The sequence below is a fragment of the Sphingomonas canadensis genome, assembly GCF_026013525.1.
Taxonomy (GTDB): domain Bacteria; phylum Pseudomonadota; class Alphaproteobacteria; order Sphingomonadales; family Sphingomonadaceae; genus Sphingomonas; species Sphingomonas canadensis.
Map to the genome: position 1 here is coordinate 240,736 of NZ_JAPDRA010000005.1, position 21,307 is coordinate 262,042.

Below are 21,307 nucleotides of genomic sequence, written 5' to 3' on the forward strand. Positions count from 1 at the left end.
CCCTGGGAAGCTCAACCCGGCGGCGACTTGCCCAGATACCAGCTCAGGTTCGCCGGCCCGCGGCTGCGCGCGCGCTGGGGGTTCATCAGGTCATAGACCACGGCGTTCTCCAGCACGCGCTGGACATAGTTCTTCGTTTCGAAGATCGGGATCTTCTCCACCCATTCGACGATGTCGACGCCGGGGGTGCGCGGATCGCCGTTGGCGCGGATCCACTTGTTCACATTGCCCGGCCCGGCGTTGTACGCGGCCACCGCCAGCGGATAGCTGCCATAGATGCCGAACACCCGCTTGAAATAGCTGGTGCCCAGGTGGATGTTGTAATCCGTGTCCACCGTCAGCGCGTCGCGATTGTATGCCATGCCCAGCGATCTGGCCATTTCGGCGGCGGTGCCGGGCATGAGCTGCATCAGCCCGCGCGCGCCCGCGTGGCTGATGGCGGCGCGATCGAACTGGCTTTCCTGCCGCGCGATGGCGTGGATGATCGTCCAGTAATCCTGCTGCGCCTCGGGCACGCGGACGGAGGGGTATCCGGTGGCGGTATAGTCCGACAGGCCGTTCTGCAGCGCGCTGCGCCCCACCATCACGCCCAGATCGGGGCGGCCGATCGCGCGGCTCAGTTCCGCGGCGAGCACGTGATCGCTGTCGCTCGACGCATCGTTGGCGATCTGGCGGACGAACAGGCTTTGGTCGCGATACTCGCCCATCGTGCCGAGCTGCTGCGCGGCGCGCACCACCTCGCGCCGGTAGAAGGCGTCGCGCGCGGCCGGGTCCACCGCCCGTGCCGAGAAATCGGCCGGCGCCTTCAGCGGGCGGCCCAGCCGCTCGATCGCGAGCTGGCCGTAATAGAGGTCTGGGAAGCCTGCCGCGCGTTCGAAGAAGCCGGTTGCGGTGCCGGTGTCGCCGGCGGCCACCGCCGCGCGGGCGGCCCAATAGAGACCCTTCGATTGCGTCTGCGGCGTCTTCGATCCGCGCGAATAGCGTTCGAACATGCCCACCGCTTCGGCCGGGCGGCCGAGCTTCTGCATCGCGGTGGTGCCCGCCAGCCAGACCAGGCTGGTGTAATCGTCGCGCTCGCCATAGGGCCGGTCGCTGATCACCACATCGGGGGCGTAGGCGTCGTCGACCTTGCTGGCGATCAGATAGGCCTGGAAATGCTGGCCGTCGGCGGCGGCGCCCCGGGCGGCGGCGAGCAGCAGCTCATACCATTTCTCGACATTGCCGGGGCGGCTTACCAGCCTGCGCGGCTGGGCGAGATAGGCGCGCATCGCCACGCTCTGTCCGCTGTTGCGCAGCCATGTGGCACGATCGGCGATATAGCCTGCATCGCCATAGCCTGCTTCGGCAGCAGCGTTGCCCCGGTCGTGCGCGTCGGCGGCGCCGGTGCGATAGGCGAGCCGCGCATCGAACACCTGGCGGCGGGCGGGGGATACCATCCCCAGCATCCGCCCGGCGGCGGTGGTGGCGCCCTGCCACAGCAGCATGTCCATGCGCGCGTCATGGTCCTCGGGACGCAGCGCGCCCGCGAAGGCGCCGAGCAGCCGGTTCTCGTCGTCGCCGCGCAGCACGCCCGAACGCCATGCGCGGCGGGCCTGGTCGTCCGCCTCCGCCTTGCGGCCCGAAGCAGCCAGCGCCTCGGCGAAGCGCAGGTTCCCCGCGGCAGTCAGCGGCGGAAAGCGTTCGAAGAATCGTACCGCAAGCCGTGGCGTCTCGGCCCCGCCGCCCTGGGCGGTCTCCGCCACCGCACGGCGGCTCGTCTCGCCCGGCCAGCCGGGGTGGGCGAGAAGAAAGTTCGCATAGTCGGCGAAGGGAAACCCGTCCGACTGCTGGAGCCGGCGCCATTCGGCGAGCGCGCCCGCGATCTGGTCCGACTGGATATAGGCGGGAGCCTCGCGCGGGACGCCGCTCTCGATGGCCGCCTTGTACCATTCGAGCTGCGATTGCGTCATCTGCGAGGACGCGGCGACTGCGGTCACGCCCAGGGCCAGCAGCGCGCTCTTGATCACAGGAGCAAGCATGCTGGACATGATAGGGAATCCCGCCGTATCTGCCAGCCCGAATTCACGCCCCTGTACAAAATTAAGGATAATTTCGGGACTTATGTTCTCCGGCTCGATTCCCGCGCTCGTCACGCCCTTCCGCAACGGCGATTTCGCCGAGGCCGATTTCCGCGATTTCGTGGAATGGCAGATCGCGGAGGGATCGGCAGCGCTCGTCCCCTGCGGCACCACCGGAGAGGCGGCGACGATGACCTTCGCCGAACATTTCGAGGTGGTGCGCGTGTGCGCCGATCAGGCGCGCGGCCGCGTGCCCGTGATCGCGGGCGCGGGTTCGAACGACACGCGCGTCGCGATCGGCAACGTCAAGGCGGCGAAGGCCGCGGGCGCCGATGCGGTGCTGATGGTCCCGCCCTATTACAACCGCCCCAGCCAGGAGGGCATCTTTCGCCATTTCGAGGCGGTTCAGGCCGAATGCGAGCTGCCGATCATACTCTACAACGTGCCCGGCCGCACCGTGACGGACATCCAGCCGGCCACCATGGCGCGGATCGTGAAGGCCTTTCCGGGCAAGTTCGCGGGCGTGAAGGACGCCACCGGCAGCCTGGGCCGCGTGACCGAACAGCGCAGCGGATGCGGCGCGGACTTCGCCCAGCTTTCGGGCAATGACGAGACGGCGCTGGCGTTCAACGCGATGGGCGGGGTGGGGTGCATCTCGGTCTCCGCCAATGTCGCGCCGCGGCTGTGCGCCGATTTCCAGGCCGCCTGGGCCGCGGGCGACACCGCCAAGGCGCTGGAACTGCACGACCGGCTCTATCCGCTGCACATCGCGATGTTCACCGATGCCTCGCCGGGGCCGGTGAAATATGCGGTGGCGAAGCTGCGTCCCGGCTTCCCCGGCGAACTGCGCTTGCCAATGACTCCCGCAAGCGAGGCGAGCCGCGCCGCCGTGGACGCGGCTATGGCGCACGCGGGAATCTGAGTTAGGCCGGTGCGACGTGGGTGCGCTGGGCTTCCCCTCGCGCCCGTCACGTCCTACATGCGCCACCCTTATGGCCCGCCCGCGTCCCGCCACCTTCGACAAGAAGAAGACTGTCGCCGAGAACCGGCGCGCGCGCTTCGACTATTTCATCGAGGATACCTATGAGGCCGGCATCGCGCTGACCGGGACCGAGGTGAAGTCGCTGCGCTTCGGCGAGGGATCGATCGCGGAGGCCTATGCCGATGTCACGGGCGAGGAGGTGTGGCTGATCAACGCCAACATCCCCGAGTTCAGCCATGGCAATCGCCACAACCACGATCCCAAGCGCCAGCGCAAGCTGTTGCTGCACGAGCGCGAGATCAACAAGCTCCACGGCGCGGTCGCGCGCGAGGGGATGACGCTGGTGCCGCTCAGCATCTATTTCAACAGCCGCGGCCGGGCGAAGGTGGAACTGGCGCTGGCCAAGGGCAAGAAGGCCCACGACAAGCGCGACACGATCAAGGAACGCGACTGGAAGCGCGACCAGCAGCGCATCCTGCGCCAGCACGGCTGAGGCCGCCGGCGCGTCCCCGGCCGGGGGGTGCGGAAGGGCACATCCCGAAAACTGCGAATTGGTCACCATATTTGCCAGATTATTGCGTCTGACCGGCCATTTACGGCAAAATCCGGCTCGCCATGGCGGCATGATTGACTAGGCGTCTTGGCCCGATAATACGGCGCCATCCTAACGCTTAGGGGACACCTCAATGCGTCGCATCGTGCTTATCGCCACTACGGCTCTCGCCGCTCCCGCCTTCCTCGCGTCCTGCGCCTCCAAGGACACCGCCGCCCCGGCCACGGTTGCCGAAGCTCCACCGCCCGCGCCCGTCGCGCCGCCCGCGCCGCCGAAGCCGCGCCCCCAACTCGGCAGCTTCGGCTTCGACGCCGCCGGCATGGACGCCAGCATCGCGCCCGGCAACGACTTCTACGGTTTCGCCAACGGCACCTGGCTGAAGAACACGCCGATCCCCGCGGACAAGTCGAACTACGGCATGTTCACCGCGCTCGACGATCTGTCGAAGGATCGCGTGCGCGGCATCATCGAGGGCCTGAAGGGCGATCCGAGCAACAAGATCGGCATGGCCTATGCCAGCTATCTCGATACCGCGACGGTGGAGGCCAAGGGCCTGGCGCCGATCCAGCCCTGGCTGGACAAGGTGCGCGCGATCAAGACCAAGAAGGACTATCTCGCGATGGTCGTCGAGGGCGGCAAGATCGGCGTCCGCGGCCCCGTGGGCGGCTATGTCGGCCAGGACGACAAGATCCCCGAAAACTATATCCTCACGATGGGCCAGGGCGGCACCGGCATGCCGGACCGCGACATGTACCTGGTCGACAACGACAAGATGAAGAAGGTGCGTGCGGCCTATGTCGCGCATCTCGCCAACCTGCTGAAGCTGGCGGGCGAAAAGGACGCGGACAAGCGCGCCGCAGCGATCATGGCGCTGGAGACCAAGATCGCCAAGGTGCAGTGGACCCGCGAGGATTCGTCCGACGCCGCCAAGACCTACAACAAGTTCACCGTGGCCCAGACCGCCAAGCTGTCGAGCGCCACGCTCGACCTGCCGGCGATGCTGAAGGCGACCAGCCCGAAGATCACCGAGGTGCTGATCAACCAGCCGACCGCGTTCAAGGGCATCGCGGGCATTCTCGACAAGACGCCGATGGCGGTGCTGAAGGACCAGATGCTGGTCCGCAGCCTGGACGGCCTGTCGAACTTCCTGCCCGATGCGGTGGCGAACGAGACCTTCGCCTTCTTCGGCACCATGCTCCAGGGTACGCCGCAGCGCGAGGAGCGCTGGAAGCGCGGCGTGGGCTTCGTCGAGGGAACGCTGGGCGAAGAGGTCGGCAAGGAATATGCCGCCCGCTATTTCCCGCCCGAGTATAAGGAGAAGATGAACGAGCTCGTGAAGAACGTGCTCGACGCGATGGGCCGCCGCATCGACGGGCTCTCCTGGATGCAGCCGCAGACCAAGGAACGGGCGAAGGCGAAGCTCAAGAACTTCACCGTCAAGGTCGGCTATCCGGACCGCTGGCGTGACTATTCGGGGCTTGAGATCAAGGCCGACGACCTGTTCGGCAACGCGATCCGTTCCAACCAGTTCGATTACGAATATGAGCTGGGCAAGCTGGGCGGGCCGGTGCGCCGCTGGGAATGGGGCATGCTGCCCCAGACCGTGAACGCCTATGCCAATTTCGGCATGATGGAGGTGGTGTTCCCGGCCGCGATCCTGCAGCCGCCGTTCTTCGATCCCAACGCCGATCCGGCGGTGAACTATGGCGGCATCGGCGCGGTGATCGGGCACGAGATCAGCCACCATTTCGACGACCAAGGCGCCAAGTACAACGAGAAGGGCGAGCTTTCCGACTGGTGGACGCCCGAGGACGTCAAGGCGTTCGGCGAGGCCACCAAGGCGCTGGTCGCGCAGTATGACGCCTATGAGCCGCTGCCGGGCGAGCATGTGAAGGGCGAGTTCACGCTGGGCGAGAACATCGGCGACCTGGCCGGCCTGACCATCGCCTATGACGCCTACAAGCATTCGTTGGGCGGCCAGACGGCGCCGGTGATCGACGGCTATTCGGGCGACCAGCGCTTCTTCCTGGGCTGGGCGCAGGTGTGGCGCCGCAACTATCGCGACGCGAACCTGAGCGGACGGCTGCTGACCGATCCGCACAGCCCGTCGCAGTATCGCGCCTGGGTCGTGCGCAACCTGGACGCCTGGTACGACGCCTTCGCGCCCGAGCCGGGCCAGGCGATGTTCCTGGCACCGGCGCAGCGCGTCCGCATCTGGTGATCTGAACGGCTTCCGTTCGCGGTAAGCAATCGGGAGGGGCGCGTCCGGCCGGGCGTGCCCCTCTTGCTTTCCGGAACGAGCCGGCGCGGCCGGTCGGATTATCCCACGCGAATGCTTGACCCCTCCCGCGCCCCGCCGCACAGGAACGCATGGCCACGATCCCCGCACGGCAAAACGCCAGCATGCTGCCGCTCTTCGCCGCGGTGCTGGCTGGGTTCGCCGCGGGCGCGCTGATCCTCGTCACGCTGGGCGAGCGCGCGATCGCGGTCGGCTTCGTTTCGATGGGGCTGGTCGCCGCCGGCGCGGCCTTTGCGCTGCGGCGCAGGTCCGCCGCCGTGGCACAGGATGCGCCCGCGACTGACTGGGCCGTTGCCCATGCGCTCGCCCAGGCCAGCGACGACGCGCTGGCGGTAACCGATCGCGCCGGGCGGCTGATCTGCGCCAACAACCGCTATGAGGCGCTGTTCGCCGGCTTCCCGACGCCGCCGGGCCTGCCTGTGAGCGAATCGGCGGTGGCGGCGCTGGGCGATGCCGGCCGCGCCGCCTGGCGCGACGGCGAGGGGCGGTGCGACGGCGTCCAGGTGTTCGGCGCGTCGGTTTCCGCGCGCGTGCGCCGGGTGGGCGAGGATACGCTGGTGTGGCGCTTCATCGGCGTGCAGGCGCTGGATCTGGCGGCACAGGTGCAGGCGCTGATCGCCGGGCATACCGGTGATCGCATGGGCGCGGCGGGCATCATGACCGTACTGGTGTCGCCGGAGGGGCGCATCCGATCGGCCAACCGCGTGTTCCGGCTGCGCGCGATGGGCAATGCCGAATCGCTGATCGAGGGCCGCGATTTCGCGCGGTTCCTGGTCACCGATTCGCTGGGCCTCGTCCATTTCGAGCGCGAGGGGATCGAGGGGACGCCGCTGCGGGTGCTGCAGATCCCGTTCCTCGACGGTGAAGACGCGCCGATGCTGGTCGCGCTGCTCGACGAGGAGGCGGACACCGTTCCCACGCCCGCGATCGGCGCGAGCGCGACGGCGCATGTCCGCTCGCTGATATCGCTGCTGCCGGCGGGCATGGCGCTGGTCGATCGCGACGGGCGCTTCGTCCATATGAACGACGCCTTCGTGCGCGGTGCGCGGATCAACGCCGCCGCGCCGCCGCTCTATCCGATCGACCTGGTGGTGCGCGAGGACAAGGGCGCTCTGGCCGATGCCGTGCGCCGCTTCGCCACCGGCAGCCCGCAATCGGCGGAGATGACGGTGCGCTTCGTCGACGCGCCCGAGGAGCCGGTGGCGATCACCATCGCCGGCGCGCGCGGGCTGGGCGAGGCGGCGGTGCTGATCAGCCTGAAGGATTCGGGCGAGGAATCGAAGCTGAAGCGCCAGGTGGCCCAGGCGACCAAGATGCAGGCTGTGGGCCAGCTCGCGGGCGGCGTGGCGCATGATTTCAACAACATCCTGACCGCGATCATCGGCCATTGCGATCTGATGCTGATGCGCCATTCGCCCGGCGACAGCGATTATGACGACATCCAGCAGATCCGCGCCAATTCCAATCGCGCGGCCAGCCTGACGCGCCAGCTCCTCGCCTTCTCGCGCCAGCAGACGCTTCGGCCGCAGGTGCTCCAGCTTCCGGACGTGATCTCGGAGGTGTCGAACCTGCTCCGCCGCCTGCTGGGCGAGACGGTTACGCTGGAGGTGCATCACGGCCGCAACCTGGGGCCGGTGCGCGCCGATCCTGGCCAGCTCGAGCAGGTGGTGGTCAACCTGGCGGTCAACGCGCGCGATGCGATGCTGGCGGCCAACCCCAGCGGCGGCGGCGTGCTGACCATCGAGACCATGTCCGTCCCCGCCAGCGAGGTGCGCGCGATGGACGAGGACGTGCTCCCCGTGGGCGACTATACGGCGCTGCGCATCTCCGACACCGGCACCGGCATCCCGCCCGAGGTGCTGCCCAAGATCTTCGAGCCCTTCTTCACCACCAAGGAGGTGGGCAAGGGCACGGGGCTGGGCCTTTCCACCGTCTATGGCATCATCAAGCAATCGGGCGGGTTCATCTTCGCGGAGAGCGAGCCGGGGAAGGGGGCGGCCTTTACCATCTATCTCCCCGTCCACGCCGCGGCCGAGGAGACCACCGCGGCCAAGGGCCCGTTGCCCGTCAAGGAAAAGCCGGCCGACCTGTGGGGCACCGGCACCGTGCTGATCGTCGAGGACGAGGACATGGTGCGCGCGATCGCCGAGCGGGCGCTCAGCCGCCAGGGCTATACCGTGCTCACCGCCGAGAATGGCGAGGCGGCGCTGGAGCTGCTGGAGGCGGCGGAGCGCCCGGACCTGCTGGTCTCGGACGTGGTGATGCCGGTGATGGACGGCCCCAGCATGGCGCGCAAGGTGCGGGCGCGCTATCCCGATCTGCCGATCCTGTTCATGTCGGGCTATGCCGAGGAACAGCTCCGCAAGTCGATCGACCTGGAGAATGTCTCCTTCCTGCCCAAGCCCTTTTCGGTGCAGCAGCTCGCCGAAGCGGTCCGCGACGTGCTTAACGCCGAATAAAGCTTGTCGTACAGCAACTTGTCTGCAAGATCGGGTGCGTGAGCGGGCCAAGGCGCATTTTGATCGTCGAAGACGAGCCGTTGATCGCGATGATGCTGGAAGACATCCTCGCGACGCTGGATCGTGAGGTGGCGGGCGTGCTGGATTCGGTTCCCGCGGCGCTGGCGCGTATTGCCGAGGGCGGGATCGACGCCGCGATCCTGGACGTCCATCTGCGCGGCCATACCTGCTGGCCCGTCGCCGATGCGCTGGCGGAACGGGGCATCCCCTTCGTGATCGCGAGCGGCGGGGGAGAACGGGTCCCCGATCCCCATGGCGCCAGGCCGGTGCTCGCCAAGCCGTTCACGGTAGACGGCGTCCGCAGCCGGCTCGACGCGCTGGCCTGACCATTCCCCCGGCGGCAGCGCTCAGGCGGCGGGCAGGGCGTTCAGCCAGGCGCGCGCGGCGTCCATCGAATTGAACAGCTCGGTGCGTTCCCAGCCCGCCAGCAGCCGGCGGGCCTGGAGCAGCGGCAGGCTGGCGCCCACCACCACGGCGACGCGATCGTTCGCGCCGGTGGCCACGCGATCGAGGCGCTGCAGGCTGTCCGCGGTCGCCTGCGGCTGCACCGATGCCTGGGTGGCGTTGAACAGCAGCTTGAGCCGCCCCGCCTGCACGCGGGCACGCGCCGCCTCACGCGCCAGGTCCTCGCGATAGCGCGTCACCGTCTCGGTGGTCCAAAGCCCGGCCGCGCGGACTTCCAGGATACCCTCGGTGATGTGGAAACGAAAATCGTACATGAGCTTCCCCGCCCCAGGTTGACGATCGCCATGCCCGATCGCGCGGGCTTGAGAAATTTCGTTCGATTACGGATTGTTCCGGTAACGATCCGGCAACGCATCGGGCGTGTTCCGCATGTGTTGGTTCGCCTCTTGTTCTTCGGGAACAAATGAGATACACAGCCTTCGAACGGAACGGGTGTATGGACATCCGCAAGCGGCGAGGGCATCGGCATGGCGGCTTCTCTCAAGGTGATCGACAACAAGATGGCAGCTCCCTCCAACGACCGGCAAAAGGCGCTCGACGCAGCCCTCGCGCAGATCGACCGCGCTTTCGGCAAGGGCAGCGCGATGCGCCTCGGCTCGAAGGAGGCGATGCAGGTGGAGGCGATCTCCACGGGCTCGCTGGGGCTCGACATCGCGCTCGGCGTCGGCGGGCTGCCGCGCGGCCGCGTGATCGAGGTCTATGGGCCGGAAAGCTCGGGCAAGACCACGCTCGCGCTCCATGTCATCGCCGAGGCGCAGAAGAACGGCGGCACCGCGGCCTTTGTCGACGCGGAACATGCGCTCGATCCGGTCTATGCCCGCAAGCTGGGCGTCAACATCGACGAGCTGATCGTGTCGCAGCCCGATACGGGCGAGCAGGCGCTGGAGATCACCGATACGCTGGTGCGTTCGAACGCGATCGACGTGCTGGTGGTCGATTCGGTCGCCGCGCTGGTCCCCCGCGCCGAGATCGAGGGCGAGATGGGCGACAGCCATGTCGGCCTCCAGGCGCGGCTGATGTCGCAATCGCTGCGCAAGCTGACCGGATCGATCAGCCGCTCGCGCTGCATGGTGATCTTCATCAACCAGCTCCGCATGAAGATCGGCGTGATGTACGGCAATCCGGAGACGACGACCGGCGGCAACGCGCTGAAGTTCTACGCCTCGGTCCGCCTCGACATCCGCCGCACCGGCCAGATCAAGGATCGCGACGACATCGTCGGCAACACCACGCGCGTGAAGGTGGTGAAGAACAAGGTGGCGCCGCCGTTCAAGCAGGTCGAGTTCGACATCATGTACGGCGAGGGCATCTCCAAGATCGGCGAGATCCTCGATCTGGGCGTCAAGGCCGGGCTGGTCGAGAAATCGGGCGCGTGGTTCAGCTACGACAGCGTCCGCATCGGCCAGGGGCGCGAAAACGCCAAGACCTTCCTCAAGGAGAATCCGGAACTCTGCGAACGGCTGGAGGCTGCGATCCGCGGCCGCACCGCGCAGGTGGCGGAAGAGATGATGGTCGGTCCCGATGCCGCGGACGGCGACGATCTCTGATCGCCCGGACCGGCTGAGGCGCATTTTCTGAATTTTCGGCCGCGGCCCGGATCGGGGCGGCGCGGTCACGGGACACGGCTCCCATCGGGAAGGCCCGGTGTGCCATGCGGCGCGCCGGGCCTTTCACCTGCCCGCGATCCGCGGGGCGGCCATACGGGGGCGGGGCAGGGCGGGCGCGCCACGGCGGCCACCCTGCCGCCGGCGCGCGGCCGGGCTAGCGATAGGGCTTGCGGGCCGGGGCGCAGCGGGAGAGGATCGCGCGCAGGAGAGGGGGCAGGGGCCTCCGCCGGGAGGAGAGCCCGCATGATCACCGTCCACCATCTCGAGAATTCGCGCTCGCAGCGCGTGCTGTGGCTGCTAGAGGAACTCGGCCTTCCCTATGAGGTCGTCCACTACAAGCGGAACCGCAAGACGATGCTGGCGCCGTCGGAGCTGCGCCGGGTGCATCCGCTGGGCAAGTCTCCCGTGATCACCGACGGGGCGGAGACCATCGCGGAGACCGGCGCGATCATCGAATATCTGGTCGACAAGGCCGATGGCCGCCTGGGCGCGCCGCTCAACCGGGAGGACCGGCTGCGCTACCGCCATTTCCTCCATTATGCCGAGGGCTCGATGATGCCTCCGCTGCTGCTCAAGCTGGTGCTCTCGCGCGTGCCGCTGTTCGGCAAGTCCGCGCAGAAGCGGATCCAGCCGATGATCGACGTCCATCTCGATTTCGCCGAGGCGGAGCTGGCCGCGCGCCCGTGGTTCGCGGGCGATGCGTTCACCGCCGCCGACGTGATGATGAGCTTCCCGTTGGAGGCCGCCGTGGTCCGCGCCGATGCCGCGCGCGGCCGCCCGCACATCGCCGCCTGGCTGAAGACGATCCATGCGCGCCCGGCGTGGCAGGCGGCTCTCGCCAAGGGCGGCGCTTATGCCTATGCGTGACCGCGACCGGACCAACAGGGGGACATGATGGCGGAAGCGCAGGCGGGCGAACGGCACGAATCGAAGCTGCAATGGCAGATGCTGGCGGGCTTCGCGTTAGGCCTGGCGCTGGGCCTCGTCGTGCATTTCCAGGCCGGCGGCGCCGATTGGGTGAAGACGGTGACCACCTATGTCACCGGCCCGCTCGGCCAGTTGTTCCTGCGCCTGTTGTTCATGCTGGTGATCCCGCTGCTCTTCTCCGCGTTGGTGGTGGGCATCGCGGAGATGGGCGAGATCCGCTCGCTCCGCCGCGTCGGCCTGCGCACGCTGCTGCTCACGATCGTGGTCTCGTCGATCGCGGTGCTGATCAGCATCGGCGTGGTCAACCTGCTCCAGCCGGGCGCCGGCGTTTCGCGCGCCGCGGCGGATGCGATGGTGGCCGATGCCGGCAGCGGCGCCAGCGCGATCCTGGAGCGCAGCGCCAAGACGCCTTCGGGGGTGGAGGCCCTGCTGGCGATCGTGCCGTCGAACGTGATCAGCGCGATGTCCGCCAACGATATCCTGGCGGTGATGTTCTTCGCGCTGTTCTTCGGCATCGGCATCATGCTCACCGCCGGGAACCGCCATGTCGAGACGCTGAAATCGGCGATCGAGGGCGTGTTCGAGGTTTCGATGAAACTGATCGGCCTGGTCATCCGCCTGGCCCCGATCGCGGTGTTCTGCTTCATGTTCAACCTGGCGGCGCTGTTCGGCTGGGAACTGCTGATCTCGCTGTCGCGCTATGTCGGCGTCGTGCTGCTGGCACTGGGCGCGCAGATGTTCCTCGTCTTCCCGCTGCTGCTGATCCTGTTCGCGCGCCGCAATCCGGTCACCTTCTTCCGCGAAACCGCGCCGGCAAGCGTGATGGCCTTCTCCACCGCCTCATCGAACGCCACGCTGCCCACCGCGCTGCGCGTCGCCGAATCGCGGCTGAAGCTGCATCCGCGCGTCTCCCGCTTCGTCCTCACCATCGGCGCGACCGCCAACCAGAACGGCACGGCGATGTTCGAGGGCGTGACCGTGCTCTTCCTCGCCCAGTTCTTCAGCGTGGAGCTCAGCTTCGTCCAGCAGCTCACGGTGATGGCGGTGTGCATCCTGGGCGGCATCGGCACGGCCGGGGTTCCGGCGGGATCGCTGCCGGTGGTGGCGCTGATCCTGGGCATGGTCGGCGTGCCGGTGGAGGGGATCGGGCTGATCCTTGGTGTCGATCGCTTCCTCGACATGTGCCGCACCGTGCTGAATGTTATCGGCGATCTCGTGCTCGCCACGGTCGTTTCGGCCGGGGAGCGCGAGCCGGCGGACACCGCCACGGGCGGCGATTGAACTGAACCGCAGGGGAAACGGAAATGCTGCTTTCGCTACTCGCGGCATCGCTGGCCGCCGCTCCCGCGCAGGACCCGAAGATCACCACCCAGGGCGCTGCGGATGGCAGCTTCACCTTCACGGTGGGCGATTTCGATGCCCAGCGCATTGACGAGATACAGGACCAGTTGAAGGTGCTGGCCGAAAGGCGCTGCGGCGCGCTGAGCGTGCGCTGGGGCAAGTTCAGCTATGCCAAGAACGAACTGGTGGGCGGCAAGCAGATCGTCGCCGATTATGTGCAGAAGGCCAAATGCTACGATCCGGCGACCGATCCCTATCAGCCGGTTCCGGCCGACTGGCAGCCGACCGCGGAGGAAGAGGACGGCGCGATCACGTTCGCCCAATCCTATATCGAGGCGGTGCTGGCCGATGATTTCGCCACGGGCCTGGCGATGGCCGAGCCCGGGATGGAGCTGGACACCGACACCTGGGACACCGGCCGCCAGATGCTCAACGGCATCGGCACGGGCAGCTTCGGCATCTATGACATCGGCTGGGCCGCCAATCCGGATGGCATGCCGCATCCGGGCGCCTTCGCGCTGGTCCATTTCCGCGGCGATTACAGCAAGGTGGCGGTGATGTGCGGCTGGGTGGTCGTCTATCGCGCGGCACCGGACAAGTTCCTGCTCACCCAGCAGCGATTCTATGTGGTGACCCATGCTCAGGAGAGGGCACGCGGCGGCTTCGCCGATGGCGAGATGGAGCGCCTCTGCCGCGACTGAGCGGCGGCCGCCCCGCACCCGCACGATCGCGATCACATTCATCGATGTGTTTCGCTTGAGTGTCGGGCGCGTGCCTCCTAAGTCCGGGCGCTATGGTTTCCACCAACGATATCCGCCGCTCCTTCCTCGACTATTTCGAGGGTCAGGGCCACGCCCGCGTCCCCTCCGCGCCGCTGATCCCGCATGGCGATCCGACGCTGATGTTCGTCAACGCCGGCATGGTGCCGTTCAAGAATGTGTTCACCGGGCTGGAGACACGGCCCTATTCCACCGCGGCGAGCGCGCAGAAGTGCGTCCGCGCGGGCGGCAAGCACAACGATCTGGACAATGTCGGCTATACCGCGCGCCACCATACCTTCTTTGAAATGCTGGGGAATTTCTCCTTCGGCGACTATTTCAAGGAACAGGCGATCACCCATGCCTGGACGCTGCTGACCAGGGAATGGGGCATCCCGGCCGAACGGCTGACCGCCACCGTCTATCACACCGACGATCAGGCGTTCGATCTGTGGAAGAAGATAGCCGGCCTGCCCGATCACAAGATCATCCGCATCCCCACCAAGGACAATTTCTGGGCGATGGGCGCGGACGGGCCGTGCGGGCCGTGTTCGGAGATCTTCTACGATCACGGCGACCATATCTATGGCGGCCCGCCGGGATCGCCCGAGGAGGATGGCGACCGCTTCGTCGAGATCTGGAACCTCGTCTTCATGCAGTTCGTCCAGGCGAACGATGAGATCGTGGGCGAGCTGCCCCGGCCCAGCATCGACACCGGCATGGGCATCGAGCGCGTGGCGGCTGTGCTCCAGGGCGTCCACGACAATTATGATACGGACACGTTCAAGGCGCTGATCGCGCAATCCTCCGCGCTCACCGGCACAGCGCCGGACGGCGATTTCAAGGCCAGCCACCGCGTGATCGCCGATCACCTGCGTTCGTCGGGCTTCCTGATCGCCGATGGCGTGCTGCCCGCGAACGAGGGGCGCGGCTATGTGCTCCGCCGCATCATGCGCCGGGCGATGCGCCACGCGCACCTGATCGGCGCGAAGGAGCCGTTGATGCACCGGCTCGTCGGTTCGCTGGTGAGCGAGATGGGCGACGCCTATCGCGAACTGCGCGCCGCCCAGCCGCTGATCGAGGCCACGCTGCTGCAGGAGGAGACGCGCTTCCGCCAGACGCTGGCCAACGGCCTGAAGCTGCTGGACGAGGCGACCGCGGGCATGGCGCAGGGCGATACGCTGCCCGGCGCCACCGCGTTCAAGCTCTACGACACCTTCGGCTTCCCCTATGACCTGACCGAGGATGCGCTGCGCGCCCAGGGGCTGGCGGTGGACCGTGCCGGCTTCGACGCGGCGATGGCCGAGCAGAAGGCCAACGCCCGCGCCGCCTGGAAGGGCTCTGGCGCCAAGGCGTCCGAAGAGATCTGGTTCGACATCGCCGAGGAGTTCGGCGGCACCGAGTTCATCGGCTACACCGGCATCGAGGGCGAGGGCCAGGTGGTCGCGCTGGTGAAGGACGGCGCCCGTGTGGACCGCGCCGGCCCCGGCGAGGAGGTGATCGTCCTCACCAACCAGACGCCCTTCTATGGCGAGAGCGGCGGCCAGATGGGTGACGCGGGAACGCTGAGCAACGACAAGGGCCTGCGCGCCGTTGTTGCGGATACGTCCAAGCCGCTGGGCCGCCTGCACGCGCATCATGCGCAGATCACCGGCGGCGAGATCGCGGTTGGGGACAGCATCCATCTTACCGTCGATGCCGCGCGCCGCGACCAGATCCGCGCCAACCACAGCGCGACCCACCTGCTCCACGCGGCGCTGCGCAACCGGCTGGGCGCACATGTGACGCAGAAGGGCAGCCTGGTGGCGCCCGATCGGCTGCGCTTCGATTTCTCGCATCCTTCGGCGCTGGGCGCGGCGGAAATCGCCCAGATCGAGGCAGACGTGAACGCCCAGATCCGCGGCAACGACGATGTCACCACGCGGCTGATGACGCCCGACGATGCCATCGCGGCGGGCGCGATGGCGCTGTTCGGCGAGAAATATGGCGACGAGGTGCGCGTGCTCTCGATGGGCCATTCGGGCGCGGCGAACTATTCGGTCGAGCTGTGCGGCGGCACCCATGTGCATGCGCTGGGTGATATCGCGCTGTTCAAGATCGTGTCGGAGAGCGCCGTATCCTCGGGCGTGCGCCGTATCGAGGCGCTGACCGGGGAGGCCGCGCGCCTCTGGCTCCAGGCCCGCGACGAGAAGCTGCGCGAGGCGGCCGCCGCGCTGAAGGCGGCGCCGGACGAGGTGCCCGCGCGCGTCGCCGCGCTGGTCGAGGAGCGCCGCCGGCTGGAGCGCGAGCTGGCCGATGCCAAGAAGGCGCTGGCGCTGGGCGGTGGCGGCGGTGCCGCGCCGGCGGGGCCGGAACAGGTGGCGGGCGTGAACTTCATCGGCCAGGTGCTCGACGGGCTGGAGGCCAAGGCGCTGCGCGGCGCGGTGGACGATGCCAAGGCGCGGATCGGATCGGGCGTGGTCGCGCTGGTCGCGGTCAACGACGGCCGCGCCTCTGTCGCGGTCGGCGTCACCGACGATCTGACCAGCACCCACAGCGCGGTCGAGCTGGTCAAGCGCGCCGTGGCTGCGCTGGGCGGGCAGGGCGGCGGCGGCCGCCCGGACATGGCCCAGGGCGGCGGGCCGGAGGGCGGCAAGGGCGCGGAGGCGATCGACGCGGTGAAGGGAGCGCTTGCAGGGGCAACGGCGGCGGCGTGAAACGCCGGCCGGCCTGCCTGTTGATCGTCGCAGTCCTGGCCGGATGCGCCCGGCAGGCGCCACCTGCGCCGTTCGCCGGGCCGATGGTTCCGGCTCCGCCTTTCATCCAGCGCCAAGCCTCAGACCCCCTTTATGCCGGCGATATGCCCGAAGCGTTCCACAAGTGCATGGCCTGTCACACCTCGGGCAAGGACGCGCCCAATGGTATAGGACCCAATCTGTGGGGCGTGTTCGGGGCTCGGGCGGGCGCGCGGCCCGGCTATCGTTCTTCAGACGCGCTTGCGTCCAGCGGTCTCACATGGGATAGGGCGACGCTTGATCGCTGGCTGCGCGGGCCGATCCAATTCGTCCCTGGCAGCAGGATGCCGATGCGGGGTCTTGCCGATCCCGGAGATCGCAGGGCGGTGATCGCCTATCTTCGATCTCTAGAGTAGCGGGCGCGCGACAGTCCCTCAGCCCCCCGCCAGCGCATATCCGTCCGCCGCGTTGATCCAGGCGACGCGGCGGCGCTGCTCGATCTGCACCACCCCGTCCAGCGTGACGTTGGAAATGATCGCCCCGTCGTCCTCCTGATCGATGAAGCAGCGCTTCTTGCCCGCCAGCGGCGCGATCAGGTTGGCCAGCCGCTCGCCCAGCTCGCTCGACTGGCTGGAGGTGGCGGGCTTGCCGTCCACGAAGAAGCGCCCGCCGGAAATGTCCGCCGGCCGCACCGTGATGCACACCGCGCTGCCTTCCACACGCCCCCAGGTGTCATAGACGATCACCGTCGTCGTCCCCGGATCGGCGATGCCGGAGATGGTCGCGTCGAACGATCCGTCGTCGCGCATGCGGAAGCGGGTGATCGTGGCGCAGGTCTTGCGCGCGGGATCGGGATCGGCGCAGCGCAGCTTGCCCTCGCGCGCGGGCGCCAGCGGATCGGCCTCCTGCGGCGCCGGGGCGGGGGAAAGCGCGAACAGCGCCAGTGCGGTCAGCAACATCGGATACTCCTTCAGGCCTCAGCTTCTTCGCGGCGCACCCGCCGCAGCCGCGGTTCGCGTTCAAGGCCGGCGGCTTCCTTGATGGCCTTGCGCATCTTGTCGCGCTCTTCGTGGACCGATGCGATCACCGGCCCCACCGCTACGCCCAGATCGACAAGCAGCGCTTCGGAGAGCTGGAGCGAGCTTTCCAGCGTTTCCGGCACCGCATCGGTCGCGCCGGCCTTGTAGAGTTCGGCGGCATGGTCCGCGTCGCGCGCGCGGGCGATGATCGGCAGGTTGGGCACCCAGGAACGCACGCGCCGCGTAAGGTGAACCGTCAGCACGGGATCGTCCATCGTCAGGATCAGCGCCTTGGCGTGCCCCAGCCGCAGCCGGTCTACCAGTTCGGCGCGCGTCACATCGCCGAACAGCACGTGATATCCGTCGCGGCGCGCGGCGTTGACGTTGTCGATATCGGCATCCACGCCCAGATAGGGCAGGCCGTGGCGCTTCAGCATGTCCGCCACCGTGCGGCCGACGCGGCCAAAGCCGATCACCACCGTGCCGATGTCATGCGGCATCAGGTCCTCCTCCATCTCGGCGCCCCTGCGCTCGATCTGGCGGGAGAGCAACTGGCCCGCCTTGGCGAGCAGCGGCGTGGCGGTGAGCCCGATCGCGGTAACGGTGGTCCAGAAGCCCGCGGTCGCCGGGGTGATCAGCCCCGCGGTGCCCGCCACGCCCAGCACGATCAGCGTCGTTTCCGACGGGCTGGCCATCAGCACGCCGGTTTCCGCGGCCGTGCCCGCGCGCGCCCCCGAAAGCCGCAGCAGCCCCATCGTCACCGCCACCTTCACCACCATCACCACCAGGCTGGCGCCCAGCAGCTCCGGCCAACGCTCGATCAGCATGCGGATGTCGAGCTGCATGCCCACGGTGATCAGGAAAACGCCCAGCGCCAGCCCCTTGAAGGGCGCGGTGATCGCGTCGACCTCGCTATGATATTCGGTCTCGGCGATCAGCAGCCCCGCGATCAGCGCGCCGACGATGGGCGAGAGGCCCGCCGCCGTGGTCGCCAGGCTGGCGGTGATCACCACCAGCAGGCTGGCGGCCAGGAACAGCTCCGGGCTCTTGGTTCGCGCCGCCTGGCCGAACATGCGCGGCAGCAGCAGCCTGCCGCCCAGGAACAGCACGGTGATCGTCACCAGTCCCTTGCCCACCACCATCGCCAGGCCCCAGATGCCGGCATCGCCCGCGCCTGCCGGCGCCATCGCGCCCAGCAGGAAGATGATGGGCACCAGCGCCAGATCCTCGAACAGCAGCATTGCAAAGGCGGCGCGGCCGACCGGGCTGGTCGTCCCGGCGATCGGCAGCACGATCGCGGTGGAGGACAGCGCCAGCGCCAGCCCCAGCCCGATCGACCCGGTGGCGCTCAGCCCCGTGACATAGAGCACAAGCGCAAGGATCAGCCCCGCGCCGAACAGCTCCGCCGCGCCCACGCCGAACACCAGCGCGCGCATCGCCCATAATCGCTTGAACGAAAGCTCCAGCCCGATCGAGAACAGCAACAGGATGATGCCGAACTCGGCGAACGGCTCGATCGAATGCGGGTCGGAGATCGTGAAATAATAGAGCCAGGGATATTGCGGCACCAGCGCGCCCAACGCCGCCGGCCCGGCCAGAAGGCCCACCAGGATGAAACCGATCACCGGGCTGATGCGGAAGCGCGCGAACGCCGGGATCACCAGCCCCGCCGCGCCGAGGATCACCAGCGTGTCGCTGAATCCGGTGTTCTCCAATGCTAGCATGCGCGCATTAAAGCGGTTCGGCGCGCGCTTGTCATGGGCGGGAACGAAAAAAGCCGGCGCGGACATTGCCTTGCGCCGGGCCGGATCGGCCTTGCCGGGGATGGATGACGCCGGTCAGCAATGGCCGGGGCGGGGTAGGGCGGGCCGCGAAAGGGCTCAGTTACGGAAATAGGGGATCAGCGGCCAGCCGGTGCCCGTTCCGCCGCGTGCGCCGCGCAGCCGGTCCGCCTGCGCCTTCAGCGCCTGAGCCTCGGCGAGCGAAGCGGCCGCGTTCGCGCGGCTCTCCAACTCGCGTGCCTGATCGAGCCGGTGGGTCATGGGCATAGGTTATCCACAGCTTTGTGAACATGCCATGACGCTTTTGCCCGGGGCGTCCGATCTTGCGACAACAGGAATCAGGCGTGCGATGAGCCGAGGGGGTGCTGCGCAATATCCCTATGATGGGGATGTGCTTGGTCGCGCCGCACCGCCCGCCACGTGCTGCGCCTCCTCCGGCTGCTCGGCCGCCCCGGGCTGGAAGCATCGCTGCGGCGAGATATCACGCGGCGCGCGCGTGCCCGTCGGCGTCGCGGAGCATGTGCTGCGACCGTCGGAACGCGCCGCGATACGGAACCACCCCGCCTGGTTCGACCGGCTCGTCTTCAGTGCCAAGGAAGCTGCGTTCAAGGCCCGGCACCGGCTGAGCGGGGCTTTCCCCGAATTCCATGAGATTGCGATCACGTGCCGCGATACATCGCCTTCATGGGATAGGGGTACAGCGGCCGCTGCATCTCGATCTTGCCCGGCGCATCGCTGGCGAACCTGGTCGCGATGATGCGATCCGGCGCCTAGCCCTTTTCGGACCAGGCGATCAGCGCGGAGAAGAGATCGTGCTTCGTGTCATAGGATGGCGGCTGCGGCGGAATATCGCCCGGCACCGCGCTGGATCGAACCGGGCTTACGCTGGCCGAAGTGCGCGATCCGCATAGCCTGACTTCGATCGGCCAGTATCTGATCGCGTGCGAGAACATCGTGGCGGCGCGCGCAGAGTTCGCCGATGCCTTCGCGATCAGCGCGCGCATGAGCGTCGATGACGTGGCGTGGAAGGTCGGCTTCAGCGGCAGCGCCAACCTTCGCCGCGCGATCAAGCGGTGGACGGGACAGACCATCAGTGAAATTCGCGCGCGATAATATCGCACATTTCGGGGGCGCAGGGGGCGTCGCTGGACTATGATCCGCTGGGGCATCTGTACGAGACCGCGCTGGGGAGTGCGGGCGTGACGCCTGACGTCTTTTTCGTCCAACCCAACCATCACACGCTGGGACTAAACACCTAAGCCTGGAGCGGAAACAAGTCCGACCGGGCCTCGCGCTGGACCCGCGGAATCTCCAAGGTTTCACGGTTCGGGGCGTCGTTGCGCGCCGAGCGCGGTTGCACCGCTCCTGTGCCCACTTCGGGGCCGTGCCTGCCGAAGGGATATGGGTGGAGACCTCAATCCTCTCAAAATCGGGCTGCTGATACGGGATGATCGCGACGCATGCCGATCACTTGAAGCGCGCCGATGTGACGCTTATCGGCCGATAAGCATGAGCGCCGCTCCCAAGCCGTTGTGGATCTTCATCCATTTGCCCAAAAGCGGCGGGACGACGCTGAAGCGGCATCTCGCCAACCACCTGGCGCCGGACGAGGAAGTCGTCGAATTCTCCGCACAGGGCGGTGCGAGGCGGTTGGCGCAAGGGGCGATCCCCTTCGCCGCCCGCCCGCTCGAGCAGCGTCAACTGGCTCGGGCCCTGGTCGGACACAATGTCTTCCGCGGTATCGACCGGCTCGTTCCCGGCCGCGAGGCGCGCTATCTCACCTTCGTCCGTGAGCCGGCCGAACTTTGCGTGTCGCTCTACAATTTCCGGCGCAGCCGCGGACAGGCGGACGCAGATTTCGAACGATGGTACGCAGACCATTATCTGCCGCGCCACCGCCACCTGGTGGTGGGCTTCTACGCCGAGAGCCTGGTCAATCGGCCGGTGCATGAAGCGCCCGAGCGGCTGCTCGCCATGGCAACCGAACTGATCGAGGGGTGCTGGCTTTCGGGCACGACGGACGAGCTAGCAAACGGCATGGCGATCCTCTCCGAAGAAATGGGCATCCCCGCCGACTGGCGCGATTACAACGTAACCCAAGACAAGCCGGACGGCGCGCCGGATGCCGATGCGATCCGGCGGCACATCGTCCTCGACGATGCATTGCGTGCGCGCATCCATGCCGATTGCCCGGCCGACGCATCGCTGTACGAATGGGTCCGGGCGCGCGGATTGCGGCATGGACTGCGTGCGGCCGGCCCGGCATAGGTGCTCAAACCGAGGGG

19 protein-coding genes are annotated in these 21,307 nt (G+C 67.8%); 14 read left to right on the forward strand and 5 right to left on the reverse strand.

The window, feature by feature from the left end:
• Positions 1 to 11: 11 nt before the first annotated feature.
• Positions 12 to 2,027, reverse strand: coding sequence for a transglycosylase SLT domain-containing protein (locus OM513_RS12620; RefSeq protein WP_380916320.1), 2,016 nt, complete (start codon positions 2,025 to 2,027; stop codon positions 12 to 14).
• Positions 2,028 to 2,100: 73 nt separating this feature from the next.
• Here OM513_RS12620 and dapA point away from each other — a divergent pair, with 73 nt between their 5' ends.
• The 5 genes from dapA (at position 2,101) to OM513_RS12645 (ending at position 8,736) form a co-directional block, all read left to right on the forward strand.
• Entirely contained in the window at positions 2,101 to 2,979 is an 879-nt protein-coding gene (dapA, locus tag OM513_RS12625; protein ID WP_264944715.1) for a 4-hydroxy-tetrahydrodipicolinate synthase, read from the forward strand.
• A gap of 70 nt (positions 2,980 to 3,049) precedes the next feature.
• Positions 3,050 to 3,532 (forward strand): SsrA-binding protein SmpB, encoded by a 483-nt coding sequence (gene smpB, locus OM513_RS12630; protein WP_264944717.1) that lies wholly within the window; start codon positions 3,050 to 3,052, stop codon positions 3,530 to 3,532.
• A 193-nt stretch (positions 3,533 to 3,725) separates the two neighbouring features.
• A complete protein-coding gene (locus tag OM513_RS12635) occupies positions 3,726 to 5,813 on the forward strand; it encodes a M13 family metallopeptidase (RefSeq protein ID WP_264944718.1) in 2,088 nt (695 codons plus the stop codon).
• A 149-nt stretch (positions 5,814 to 5,962) separates the two neighbouring features.
• Positions 5,963 to 8,350, forward strand: coding sequence for a hybrid sensor histidine kinase/response regulator (locus OM513_RS12640; RefSeq protein ID WP_264944719.1), 2,388 nt, complete (start codon positions 5,963 to 5,965; stop codon positions 8,348 to 8,350).
• A 38-nt stretch (positions 8,351 to 8,388) separates the two neighbouring features.
• A complete protein-coding gene (locus OM513_RS12645; protein ID WP_264944720.1) occupies positions 8,389 to 8,736 on the forward strand; it encodes a response regulator in 348 nt (115 codons plus the stop codon).
• Between the two features lie 21 nt (positions 8,737 to 8,757).
• Here the strand turns inward: OM513_RS12645 and OM513_RS12650 are convergent, their stop codons facing one another.
• Positions 8,758 to 9,129: a hypothetical protein gene (locus tag OM513_RS12650; RefSeq protein ID WP_264944722.1), complete on the reverse strand. Its 372-nt coding sequence runs from the start codon at positions 9,127 to 9,129 to the stop codon at positions 8,758 to 8,760.
• A 213-nt stretch (positions 9,130 to 9,342) separates the two neighbouring features.
• Here OM513_RS12650 and recA point away from each other — a divergent pair, with 213 nt between their 5' ends.
• The 6 genes from recA (at position 9,343) to OM513_RS20830 (ending at position 16,638) form a co-directional block, all read left to right on the forward strand.
• Positions 9,343 to 10,422, forward strand: coding sequence for a recombinase RecA (gene recA / locus OM513_RS12655; protein ID WP_319951614.1), 1,080 nt, complete (start codon positions 9,343 to 9,345; stop codon positions 10,420 to 10,422).
• Between the two features lie 303 nt (positions 10,423 to 10,725).
• The gene (locus OM513_RS12660) at positions 10,726 to 11,349 is read left to right on the forward strand and encodes a glutathione S-transferase family protein (protein ID WP_264944723.1); all 624 of its coding nucleotides are present in this window, start codon (positions 10,726 to 10,728) and stop codon (positions 11,347 to 11,349) included.
• A 24-nt stretch (positions 11,350 to 11,373) separates the two neighbouring features.
• Positions 11,374 to 12,690, forward strand: a complete 1,317-nt coding sequence (locus OM513_RS12665) for a dicarboxylate/amino acid:cation symporter (protein WP_264944725.1) — start codon at positions 11,374 to 11,376, stop codon at positions 12,688 to 12,690.
• Between the two features lie 23 nt (positions 12,691 to 12,713).
• Positions 12,714 to 13,451, forward strand: coding sequence for a hypothetical protein (locus OM513_RS12670; RefSeq protein WP_264944726.1), 738 nt, complete (start codon positions 12,714 to 12,716; stop codon positions 13,449 to 13,451).
• A 92-nt stretch (positions 13,452 to 13,543) separates the two neighbouring features.
• Positions 13,544 to 16,204: an alanine--tRNA ligase gene (gene alaS, locus OM513_RS12675; RefSeq protein ID WP_264944727.1), complete on the forward strand. Its 2,661-nt coding sequence runs from the start codon at positions 13,544 to 13,546 to the stop codon at positions 16,202 to 16,204.
• A gap of 167 nt (positions 16,205 to 16,371) precedes the next feature.
• Positions 16,372 to 16,638 carry a c-type cytochrome gene (locus OM513_RS20830; RefSeq protein ID WP_406701372.1) on the forward strand — a complete coding sequence of 89 codons (267 nt, stop codon included), beginning with the start codon at positions 16,372 to 16,374 and terminating at the stop codon, positions 16,636 to 16,638.
• Between the two features lie 18 nt (positions 16,639 to 16,656).
• Here the strand turns inward: OM513_RS20830 and OM513_RS12680 are convergent, their stop codons facing one another.
• From OM513_RS12680 to OM513_RS12690, 3 genes are all read right to left on the reverse strand, one after another.
• The gene (locus OM513_RS12680) at positions 16,657 to 17,181 is read right to left on the reverse strand and encodes a hypothetical protein (RefSeq protein ID WP_264944729.1); all 525 of its coding nucleotides are present in this window, start codon (positions 17,179 to 17,181) and stop codon (positions 16,657 to 16,659) included.
• 11 nt (positions 17,182 to 17,192) lie between these two features.
• Entirely contained in the window at positions 17,193 to 18,965 is a 1,773-nt protein-coding gene (locus OM513_RS12685; protein ID WP_264944731.1) for a cation:proton antiporter domain-containing protein, read from the reverse strand.
• Between the two features lie 156 nt (positions 18,966 to 19,121).
• Positions 19,122 to 19,289 (reverse strand): hypothetical protein, encoded by a 168-nt coding sequence (locus tag OM513_RS12690; RefSeq protein WP_264944732.1) that lies wholly within the window; start codon positions 19,287 to 19,289, stop codon positions 19,122 to 19,124.
• Between the two features lie 82 nt (positions 19,290 to 19,371).
• Between OM513_RS12690 and OM513_RS20835 the strand changes: the two genes are divergently transcribed.
• From OM513_RS20835 to OM513_RS12700, 3 genes are all read left to right on the forward strand, one after another.
• Positions 19,372 to 19,779: a 4'-phosphopantetheinyl transferase superfamily protein gene (locus OM513_RS20835; protein WP_406701373.1), complete on the forward strand. Its 408-nt coding sequence runs from the start codon at positions 19,372 to 19,374 to the stop codon at positions 19,777 to 19,779.
• A 137-nt stretch (positions 19,780 to 19,916) separates the two neighbouring features.
• Positions 19,917 to 20,135 carry a helix-turn-helix domain-containing protein gene (locus tag OM513_RS12695; protein ID WP_264944734.1) on the forward strand — a complete coding sequence of 73 codons (219 nt, stop codon included), beginning with the start codon at positions 19,917 to 19,919 and terminating at the stop codon, positions 20,133 to 20,135.
• 396 nt (positions 20,136 to 20,531) lie between these two features.
• A complete protein-coding gene (locus tag OM513_RS12700; protein ID WP_264944735.1) occupies positions 20,532 to 21,290 on the forward strand; it encodes a hypothetical protein in 759 nt (252 codons plus the stop codon).
• Positions 21,291 to 21,307: the final 17 nt, after the last annotated feature.

Bases quoted from the DNA above. Each gene is read 5' to 3' on its own strand.
- OM513_RS20835 (WP_406701373.1), top strand. From the start codon at position 19,372: ATGAGCCGAGGGGGTGCTGCGCAATATCCCTATGATGGGGATGTGCTT.
- OM513_RS12660 (WP_264944723.1), top strand. From the start codon at position 10,726: ATGATCACCGTCCACCATCTCGAGAATTCGCGCTCGCAGCGCGTGCTG.
- OM513_RS12690 (WP_264944732.1), bottom strand. From the start codon at position 19,289: ATGCCCATGACCCACCGGCTCGATCAGGCACGCGAGTTGGAGAGCCGC.
- OM513_RS12635 (WP_264944718.1), top strand. From the start codon at position 3,726: ATGCGTCGCATCGTGCTTATCGCCACTACGGCTCTCGCCGCTCCCGCC.
- OM513_RS12670 (WP_264944726.1), top strand. From the start codon at position 12,714: ATGCTGCTTTCGCTACTCGCGGCATCGCTGGCCGCCGCTCCCGCGCAG.
- smpB (WP_264944717.1), top strand. From the start codon at position 3,050: ATGGCCCGCCCGCGTCCCGCCACCTTCGACAAGAAGAAGACTGTCGCC.
- OM513_RS12685 (WP_264944731.1), bottom strand. From the start codon at position 18,965: ATGCTAGCATTGGAGAACACCGGATTCAGCGACACGCTGGTGATCCTC.
- OM513_RS12620 (WP_380916320.1), bottom strand. From the start codon at position 2,027: ATGTCCAGCATGCTTGCTCCTGTGATCAAGAGCGCGCTGCTGGCCCTG.
- alaS (WP_264944727.1), top strand. From the start codon at position 13,544: ATGGTTTCCACCAACGATATCCGCCGCTCCTTCCTCGACTATTTCGAG.
- dapA (WP_264944715.1), top strand. From the start codon at position 2,101: ATGTTCTCCGGCTCGATTCCCGCGCTCGTCACGCCCTTCCGCAACGGC.
- OM513_RS12650 (WP_264944722.1), bottom strand. From the start codon at position 9,129: ATGTACGATTTTCGTTTCCACATCACCGAGGGTATCCTGGAAGTCCGC.
- OM513_RS12700 (WP_264944735.1), top strand. From the start codon at position 20,532: ATGAGCGCCGCTCCCAAGCCGTTGTGGATCTTCATCCATTTGCCCAAA.
- OM513_RS20830 (WP_406701372.1), top strand. From the start codon at position 16,372: ATGGCCTGTCACACCTCGGGCAAGGACGCGCCCAATGGTATAGGACCC.
- OM513_RS12640 (WP_264944719.1), top strand. From the start codon at position 5,963: ATGGCCACGATCCCCGCACGGCAAAACGCCAGCATGCTGCCGCTCTTC.
- OM513_RS12665 (WP_264944725.1), top strand. From the start codon at position 11,374: ATGATGGCGGAAGCGCAGGCGGGCGAACGGCACGAATCGAAGCTGCAA.
- OM513_RS12680 (WP_264944729.1), bottom strand. From the start codon at position 17,181: ATGTTGCTGACCGCACTGGCGCTGTTCGCGCTTTCCCCCGCCCCGGCG.
- recA (WP_319951614.1), top strand. From the start codon at position 9,343: ATGGCGGCTTCTCTCAAGGTGATCGACAACAAGATGGCAGCTCCCTCC.